Source organism: Nocardioides sp. ChNu-99 (assembly GCF_029493445.1).
Classification (GTDB): Bacteria; Actinomycetota; Actinomycetes; order Propionibacteriales; family Nocardioidaceae; genus Nocardioides.
Genome location: NZ_JAHWBL010000090.1, coordinates 1 through 8,929, shown reverse-complemented (window position 1 = coordinate 8,929; position 8,929 = coordinate 1). Strand labels below are relative to the sequence as shown.

Annotated in this window: 6 protein-coding genes; 2 read left to right on the top strand and 4 right to left on the bottom strand. The window is 73.7% G+C overall.

Going from position 1 to position 8,929, the window contains the following annotated elements:
• Positions 1–196, bottom strand: a 196-nt coding sequence (locus KK617_RS18050; protein WP_277501577.1) for a hypothetical protein, incomplete at its 3' end; no start/stop codon positions are given.
• A 1,024-nt stretch (positions 197–1,220) separates the two neighbouring features.
• Here KK617_RS18050 and KK617_RS18045 point away from each other — a divergent pair.
• Positions 1,221–1,862 carry a PepSY domain-containing protein gene (locus KK617_RS18045; RefSeq protein ID WP_277501576.1) on the top strand — a complete coding sequence of 214 codons (642 nt, stop codon included), beginning with the start codon at positions 1,221–1,223 and terminating at the stop codon, positions 1,860–1,862.
• A gap of 21 nt (positions 1,863–1,883) precedes the next feature.
• Here the strand turns inward: KK617_RS18045 and KK617_RS18040 are convergent, their stop codons facing one another.
• The 3 genes from KK617_RS18040 to KK617_RS18030 are packed head-to-tail and all read right to left on the bottom strand — an operon-like array spanning position 1,884 to position 6,357.
• Positions 1,884–3,011 carry a nucleotide pyrophosphatase/phosphodiesterase family protein gene (locus KK617_RS18040; RefSeq protein WP_277501575.1) on the bottom strand — a complete coding sequence of 376 codons (1,128 nt, stop codon included), beginning with the start codon at positions 3,009–3,011 and terminating at the stop codon, positions 1,884–1,886.
• Between the two features lie 4 nt (positions 3,012–3,015).
• Positions 3,016–3,603: a DUF5998 family protein gene (locus tag KK617_RS18035; protein WP_277501574.1), complete on the bottom strand. Its 588-nt coding sequence runs from the start codon at positions 3,601–3,603 to the stop codon at positions 3,016–3,018.
• Between the two features lie 33 nt (positions 3,604–3,636).
• Positions 3,637–6,357, bottom strand: coding sequence for a bifunctional GNAT family N-acetyltransferase/acetate--CoA ligase family protein (locus tag KK617_RS18030; RefSeq protein WP_277501573.1), 2,721 nt, complete (start codon positions 6,355–6,357; stop codon positions 3,637–3,639).
• A 147-nt stretch (positions 6,358–6,504) separates the two neighbouring features.
• Here KK617_RS18030 and KK617_RS18025 point away from each other — a divergent pair.
• A partial coding sequence (locus tag KK617_RS18025) for a DNA topoisomerase IV subunit A (protein ID WP_277501572.1) occupies positions 6,505–8,929 on the top strand: 2,425 nt, incomplete at its 3' end.

Genomic DNA, 8,929 nt, shown 5'->3' with positions numbered 1-8,929 from the left:
TCACGCCGTCACGCTCGTTGTCCCGGTACAGGTCCGTCTCCGACAGCAGCACGGGGTTCGGCCCGCAGCAGCCCGCAGCAGACTGCGACGACCGTGCCGCCTCGGCGTACCGAGCCCGCACGGTCTCCCGCAGCTCCTCCGCACCAGCTCCCTCCTCATCGGTGCGCGACGTCGAGATGGTCTGCCCCCCACTCATCCGTGCCCTCCATAGGTGCGGCGGACGGCCGTTGATCGGCCCATAGATAGGACGAACGCTGGTTAGACGGTCGTCGATGCAACGAACCCTGTCGCACTGATTCGACGTCTGTCAATATATGTCGGGTGAACACCATCGCACCCGCCGTCGACGAGGCCCCGACGCGCACCGCAGCCGGCTCGGACCCCCCGACCGGTGCGCACGTCCCGGATGCCCCAGCCCGGCCGAGGGCGCGTTCTCAGTCGTGCAATACATCTTCTTCTGCCCGTGGTGCGGACAACCCCTTCCGACGGGTCTGCGAGATCAGTTGTACGACGAACTCGAGGAGCTGTTTCCTTCTGAGGACCTGGACTCCTGGGAGCGGCAGCGCCGGGCGCCCGCAAGGTTCCACAGCGGCGAGTGGTGGTACGGACGATACGACGACTCGGGGCGGCGTCTGTGACCCGACAAGGGGCATCGCCTCAGGCCACGACCGACCGGTTCGTTGAAGACAGCTGCCGCCATCACGCTCGAGTTTGGCACGCTGTTGACGCGCTGACCCACGACAGGTCGAGGGGCGGCTTCCGCTTGCGTCGAGGGGCCTCCGGCACGCCCGGTGCATCCAGCCAAGCGTCCGCCGCGGGGAGCCGCCGCGCGCGGGCGGGCTGTTCACGAGCCATGCTCAGAACCCCACCATGAGCCGCCTCGCTTGGCGCCCCGCCAGGCGATGAGCAGTCCGACGCGGGCGCAGTCGCCGCCCGACCGCGCGGCGGGATCGACCCACAGGTGTCCGGCTCCGCCGCCATCCACACAGGCTGGAACCAGACGTTGGATTCGAGGGTGGCGTGCCCTGCTCAGCTCGAGCGGCCCCATCGTGCGCACCCCCTGTTGCAACTCCACGCACTACTCCCCCGCCTCCTGAACGCGCCTTCAGGAGCGTTCAGCAAGGCTTCAGCGGCCCCGGGCGACGGTGGTGCCACCACCGGGCACACGACCCGGCCCGCCGCCGCAGCGGCGTGCGGGACACCGAGAGGAAGGCACCACCATGAGCATCCGCGACACCGTCCGCACGAAGCGCGTCGTCGTCCCCACCATCGCCGCGATCGCCCTGGTCGGGGCCGGCGGCCTCACCTGGGCCGCCGTCGCCGGCGACGACGACACCCTGTCGGACAGCCAGCGCACCAGCGCCGAGGAGGTGGCGCTCGAGGAGGTCGGCGGCGGCCGCGTGCTCGACGTGGACGTCGACGACGAGACCGACGAGAGCGGCGTCCGCGTCTACGAGCTCGAGGTCGTCGACGCGGACGGCGCGCGCTGGGACGTCGTGCTCGACGAGGACTTCTCGGTCCTCACCACCGCGGCGGACCGTGACGAGGACCACAGCGACGACGACCGGGGCGACCGCGACGACACGACCGGCGCCGGTACGACGGACGCCCCCGGCGCGGCGGGCACCGACGGGGCCGGCTCTGCGGCCGGGGTCGGTGACGACGCCCCGATCGCCGAGGAGGAGCGCACCCGCGTCGTCACCGCCGCCGAGGCGGCCGTCGAGGGCGGCACGGCGGTCGACGTCGACCGCAGCGACGACGCCGGTGAGGCCTTCGAGGTGGAGGTCGTCGACGTGCAGGGCCAGGACTGGGACGTCACGCTCGACGCCGACCTGCAGGTGGTCGCCGCGGTCCGCGACTGACGTCGTACCCGGCTTCAGGCGTCAGGCGACGAGGACCGGGATGAGCATCTCGTCGGGGGTCAGCGACCCGTGCAGGCCGACGAGCTCGGCCTCGTACCCGAACCGCCGCGTGGACACGACGGCGGTGTCCCCGGTGCAGGCGACCACCACGTCGCCGAGCCGGGGACGCACCGCATCGGCGGTGGCGCCGAACCAGCCCCGCCCGATGGCGTCCTCGCGCTCGAGCACCAGCGCCCGCTCCCCCAGCGTGCCGCGCCAGGCGGCGAGGACGTCGGGGACCGACCGGGTCGCGCAGTAGAGGTGGCGCAGGCGGGCCTCCCCGCCGAGGAGCCACACGCCCTCGAGCAGCTCGGGGTGCGCGTCCACGTCGACGCGCGCCTCTGGCCGCGTGTCGACCATGCCGTGGTCGGCCACGACCACCATGCGCACCTCGGGCGGCAGGGCGCCGCGCAGTCGCTCCGCGTCGGCGTCGACCATCGCCAGCTCCTGCAGCCAGGCGGCGGAGGCGACGCCGTGCTGGTGGCCCGTCGCGTCGAGCTCGGACTCGTAGACGTAGGTGAGCGAGGGCCGGCGGCGGGTCGCCTCCTGCACCGCCGCGACGCGGTCGCGCACCCGGTCCACCCCGACGTACCTCGCGCCGCGGTGCGCGGCACGGGTGAGGCCCGAGCCTTCGAAGGCCGCCTTCGCGACGCTCGTCACCGCGACCCCGGCGGCCGCGAGGCGCTGGAAGAGCGTGTCGTGCGGCTGCCACTGCAACGGGTCGACCCGGTCGTCCCAGGCGAGGGCCTGCAGCAGCCGGTCGGTGCCGGGCACCCGCGAGGTGAACCCGACGAGCCCGTGGGCGCCCGGGGTCAGCCCGGTGCCGAGCGAGGTCAGGCTCGTCGCGGTCGTCGACGGCACCCCGGCGGTGGCCGCCTCCGCCCCCGACGCGAGCGCGGAGAGGAACGGGGCGTCGCGGGCGTGCCGCGCCAGCAGGTTGGCGCCCAGCCCGTCGATGAGCAGCACGACGTACGCCGGTGCGTCCGGCAGCACGAGGTCGCTCGGGGCGGGGCCGACGACGTCGCCCCGGCCCAGCGCGTGGGCCACGGCGGGCACGACGTCGCCGAGCGAGCGCGCGCCGTACGCCGGGGGGACGAGCACGTCGGCCACGGGGTCAGGCCGGCCGGGTGAGCGCCGACAGCGCGTCGGCGAAGGCCAGCAGGCCCAGCACCGCGTCCTTGCCGTCGGCGGCCGACGAGACCCGCAGCGAGAAGTCGTCGCCCAGCAGCTCGCCGGTGTAGCCGTGGTCGGCGTCGCAGTCCGGGTCGTCGCAGGCGGCGGGCATGAGCTCGATGCGGCTCACGCCGCCCCAGCCGATGGTGAGCACGGCCTCGGCCGGCAGGCTCGGGCCCTTGGTGGGGTTGGTCGTCATGCGGGTGACGACGACGGAGCGGACGGCCGAGAGGGCCACGGCCTCGGACGACGTGGACGTGTAGGGCTGCGGCAGCAGCTGGTCGCCCGCGTGCTCGTCGGTGTGCACCTGGATGAGCCGCGACGGCGTCAGCACGGCCACGGTGATGTGGCGGCGCACCTCGTCGCGCTCGATCGTCGGCTCGTGGTGCACGTAGTAGGCGAGCACCTCCTCGCCGCCGACGGCCCCCTGGACGCCGTCGACGACCACCTCGGGGTAGTACCCGGTGCGCTCGATCGCGGTCCGGAGCTCGGCGGTGCGGTCGGTCGGGCGGGCGGAGCGGCTCTGCATGGACCGAAGTGTGGCACGCGCGGGCGGGGGCCCTCACTCCGGCAGCGTGTCCCCCACCATCGCGTTGAGGCGGCGCACGAACCAGTCGGAGCGGGCGTCGGCGACCGGCTCGACGCGCGCGGCCGCGTTGAGCACGGTCGCGCCCTCCGCCCCGGCGAGCACCAGGGAGAGGTCGAGCATCCGCACCTGGGGGATGTCGTTCTGCAGCTGGGCGACCCGGCGCACCAGTCGCTCGACGTCGCCGACGTCGGCCACGTCGCCGCCGCGGTAGCCGAACAGCAGTGGCGCGGCCTTGATCTCGCGCACCATCTCGGCGGCGTCGACCCTGCTCAGCGGCGGGATCCGGTAGACGCGGTCGCCCAGCAGCTCGGTCAGCGGCCCGGAGACGCCGAAGGAGATGACGGGCCCGAAGAGCGGGTCCTCGACCGAGCCGATGGAGACCGGCACGCCGGGCCGCGCGACCTTCTGCACGACGAAGCCGGCGGAGGCCGGGTCGGTGATGACGCCGCCGAGGAACTCCCAGGCGTCGGTCATCTCGCGCTCGTCGTCGATGTTGCGCCACACGTGTGCCTGGTCGGGACGCTCGCGCAGCCGCTCGGCCGTGGCCTTGAGCACCACGCCCCAGCCGAGCCGCTCGCCGGCGGCGACCGCCTCCTCGCAGGTGGTCACGGGCACGGCCGGCCACAGCTCGACGCCGTAGCTGGCCAGCAGCTGCACGAGCTCGTCCGTCTGGAGCACGTGCCCGTCGGGGTGGCGCAGCAGCAGCTCGTTGACGAACCGCTTCGCCTCGGTGGGGTCGACCTCGTCGTCCTCCTCCTCGGCGCCCTGCTTGCCGAGCCACACGGAGTAGCCGACGACCCGGGCCAGGGCGCGCACCGCGGCCTCCACGGCCGGGTACGACGGCACGGAGCCGCGACCGGCGGTCGCGCCGGCGACGTCGGGCACGCGCAGCAGCTCGGGGATGCCCTCGGAGCCGAGGAAGGTGGTGACCAGGGGCTTGTCGGACTGCTCCCCCACCGCCGCCAGCACGTTCGCGACGTCCTCGCCCGAGACGTCGAGCGGGGGGATGTAGACCGCGACGACCGCGTCGACGTCCGGGTCGTCGATGGCGGCGTCGAGCGCGTCCTCGAAGTCCTCCGCACCGGCGTCGGCGCCCAGCTGCACCGACTTGTTGACCACGAGGCCGACCGAGACGGCGGCGTCGGTCGCGAGGAGCCCGAGGGCGTCGGAGTTGCCGACGACGGCGACGCGGCGCCCGCGGGGCAGCGGCTGGTGGGCGAGCAGCTGCGCGACGTCGAACATCTCGTCGAGCGTGTCGACCTGGATCACGCCGGACTGCGCGAACATCGCGTCGACCGCCTCCGGCGGCGCGCCGATGGTGCGCACCGCGTGGCCCATGGGCACGCCCTGGGTGTTGCGGCCCGAGCGCACCGCCACGATGGGCTTGCGGCGCGAGACCCTCCGCGTGATGCGCGAGAACTTGCGCGGGTTGCCGATGGACTCCAGGTAGAGCAGGACGACCTCGGTGGACTCGTCCTCCTCCCAGTACTGCAGGAGGTCGTTGCCCGAGACGTCGGCGCGGTTGCCCGCCGACACGAAGGTCGACAGGCCCAGGCCGCGGTTCTGCACCTTCTCGAGGATGGCCGAGCCCAGCGCGCCCGACTGGCAGAAGAAGCCGGCGCGGCCGCGGGGCGGCATGACCGTCGACAGCGACGCGTTGAGCTGGCGCGACGGGTCGGTGTTGATGATGCCCAGGCAGTTGGGCCCGATGAGGCGCAGGCCGTAGCTGCGGGCCAGGCCGACCAGCCGGCGCTGGCGCTGGCGCCCTTCCTCACCCGTCTCGGCGAAGCCCGAGGAGATGACGATGAGGCCGTGCACGCCCTTGGCGGCGCAGTCGAGCACCACGTCCTGCACGGCCTCGGCCGGGACCGCCACGATCGCGACGTCCACGTCGCCGGGGATGTCGGCGACCGAGGCGTACGACGGCAGCCCGGCCACCGCCTCGGTCGAGGGGTTCACGACGTACACCCGGCCCGTGTAGTCGCCGGTGACGAGGTTGCGCACCAGCGTGCGGCCCACGGTCTCCTGGCGGCGGCTGGCGCCGATGATCGCGACCGAGCGGGCGTCGAAGAACGCCTCGATGGACGCGGACTCGGCCCGGTGCTCGCGCTGCTGCATGACGCCGATGGCGGTCTCGGTCGGGTCGATGTCGAACTCGAGGGTGACGACGCCGTCCTCGAAGCCGGAGGCGACGTGGTAGCCCGCGTCCTGGAAGGTCTGGATCATGCGGCGGTTGTCGGGCAGCACGTCGGCGGTGAAGACCTGGATGCCGCGCTCGCGGCCGGCCTGCGCGAGGTGCTCGAGCAGCACCTGGGCGATGCCGCGGCCCTGGTGGGCGTCCTGCACCAGGAAGGCGACCTCGGCCTTCGCGTCCTGGTAGGCGTCGTAGCGGCCCACGGCGATCATGTCGCCGCCGACGGTGAGTACGAAGGCGACGCGGCGCACGTGGTCGACGTTGGTGAAGCGCAGCACGTCGCGCTCGGAGAGCCGCGGCATGGGGGTGAAGAACCGGTAGTACTTGCTCTCGTCGGAGACCCGCGCGTAGAAGTCGACGAGCAGCTCGGCGTCGCCGGGGCCGATCGGCCGGATGTGCGCCGTGCGCCCGTCCCGCAGCAGGACGTCGGCCTCCCAGTGGCGGGGCGGCTCGGGCACCTCGGGGGCCTCGGGCACCCCGTCGTCGGCGGTCGCGGTCACGGGGTCCAACCTATCGCCTGCGCACCCGCCCGCGTGCGGGTCCCGGGCGGTCCGCGAGGTGCGCCGACCGGGCGTCGGCCCGACGACGGCGGCCCCGGACGGCGAGCCGGGCGCGGCGCCCGGGACCCGGGCGGCGACAATGCGCCCATGGCACGACGCACGCCACCCCCGCCCGCCGACGACGTCGAGGAGCACATCCTCGACATCGACGTCTCCGACGAGATGCGCACCTCCTTCCTGGAGTACGCCTACTCGGTCATCTACTCGCGCGCCCTGCCGGACGCCCGCGACGGCCTCAAGCCGGTGCAGCGCCGCATCCTGCACACGATGAACGACATGGGCCTGCGCCCCGACCGCGGGCACGTGAAGTCGGCCCGCGTCGTGGGCGAGGTGATGGGCCGCCTGCACCCGCACGGCGACGGCGCGATCTACGACGCCCTCGTGCGCCAGGCCCAGCCCTGGGCGGTGCGGCTGCCGATGATCGACGGGCACGGCAACTTCGGCTCGCCCGACGACCCGCCCGCCGCGATGCGCTACACCGAGTGCCGCATGGCGCCCGCCGCGGTGGCGATGACCGACTCCATCGAGGAGGAGACGGTCGACTTCCGCCCGAACTACGACTCCCGCGAGCTGGAGCCGGTCGTGCTGCCGGCGGCCATCCCGAGCCTCGTCGTCAACGGCACCACCGGCATCGCGGTCGGCATGGCGACCAACTGCGCGCCGCACAACCTCGGCGAGACGGTCGCGGCGCTGCGTCACCTCATCGAGCACCCCGAGGCCGACGTCGAGGCGATCATGCGCTTCATGCCGGGCCCCGACCTGCCGACCGGCGGCAAGATCGTCGGGCTCGCGGGCATCCGCGACGCCTACGAGACGGGCCGCGGCTCCTTCAAGATGCGCGCCACCGCCCGCATCGAGACCATCGGACGCCGCAAGGGCATCATCGTCACCGAGCTGCCCTACGGCGTCGGCACCGAGAAGGTCGTCGAGCGGATCAAGACGCTGGTGCAGGGCAAGAAGCTGCAGGGCATCGCCGACATCAAGGACCTCACCGACCGGGAGAAGGGGCTCCACCTCGTCATCGAGGTGAAGAACGGCTTCCACCCCGAGGCGCTGCTGGAGCAGCTCTACAAGCAGACGCCGATGGAGGACTCGTTCGGCATCAACGCCGTCGCCCTCGTCGACGGGCAGCCCCGCACCCTGGGGCTGAAGGAGATGCTCGAGGTCTTCCTCGCCCACCGGTACGACGTGGTGCGGCGCCGCTCGACCTTCCGCCGCGGCAAGGCGGCCGACCGGCTGCACCTCGTCGAGGGCCTCCTGCTCGCGCTCGTCGACATCGACGAGGTCATCCAGGTCATCCGCACCAGCGACGACGCCGGCGCGGCGCGCGAGCGCCTCATGACGGTCTTCGACCTCTCCGAGGCCCAGGCGCAGTACATCCTCGAGATGCAGCTGCGCCGCCTGACCCGCTTCAGCAAGCTGGAGCTGGAGAAGGAGTCCGAGGAGCTGCGCCGCACCATCGAGGAGCTCGACGCGATCCTCGCCGACGAGCGCCGCCTGCGGGCCGTCGTCTCCGACGAGCTGGCCGCCGTGGCCCGCGAGCACGGCACCCCCCGCCGTACCGTCCTGCTGGAGTCGGCGTCGCTGCCGGCCACGGCGGCGGTGCCGCTCGAGGTCGCCGACGACCCGTGCTTCGTGCTCCTGTCCTCCACCGGGCTGCTCGCCCGCACCCGTACGGCGGAGCCGGCCAGCACGAGCGCCGAGCCCGGCGCCCGGGTGCAGCACGACGTCGTGGTCTCCGCGGTGCGGACCACGGCGCGCGGCGAGATCGGCGTGGTGACGAGCGCCGGGCGCGTGCTGCGGCTCGGAGTGCTCGACCTGCCGTCGCTGCCCGACACCGCCAACGACCCCCACCTGGCGGGCGGCCACCCCGTCAGCGAGTTCGTGGCCCTCGAGGGCGGGGAGCGCGTCCTGTGCCTCACCGCGCTGCGCGAGGACGGGCCGGGCCTGGCTCTCGGCACCCGTCAGGGCGTCGTGAAGCGGGTCAACCCCGAGGTGCCGAACCGCGACGACTGGGAGGTCGTCCGCCTCGCCGACGGCGACGAGGTGGTCGGGGCCGTCGAGCTGGCCACCGGCCGCGAGGAGCTCTGCTTCACCACCTCCGACGCCCAGCTGCTGCACTTCCCGGCCGACGCGGTCCGGCCGCAGGGGCGTGCCGGCGGCGGCGTCGCCGGTATCAAACTCGGCGCCGGCGCCCACGTCGTGCACTTCACGGCGTTCGACCCCGACGGCCCGCCCGGCCTGGAGGGCCACGAGCCGGTGGTCGTCACGGTCGCCGGATCCTCCACCGCGCTGCCCGGCACCGACGTCGGCACCGTCAAGGTCACCCCGTTCAGCGAGTACCCCGGCAAGGGGCGCGCCACGGGCGGCGTGCGTTGCCACCGCTTCCTGCGGGGCGAGGACGCGCTGGTCCTCGCCTGGGCCGGTCCCGGGCCGGCCCGGGCCGCCGCCGCCTCGGGCGCGCCCGTGGACCTCCCGCCCGCCACCGGGCGCCGCGACGGCTCCGGCGTCG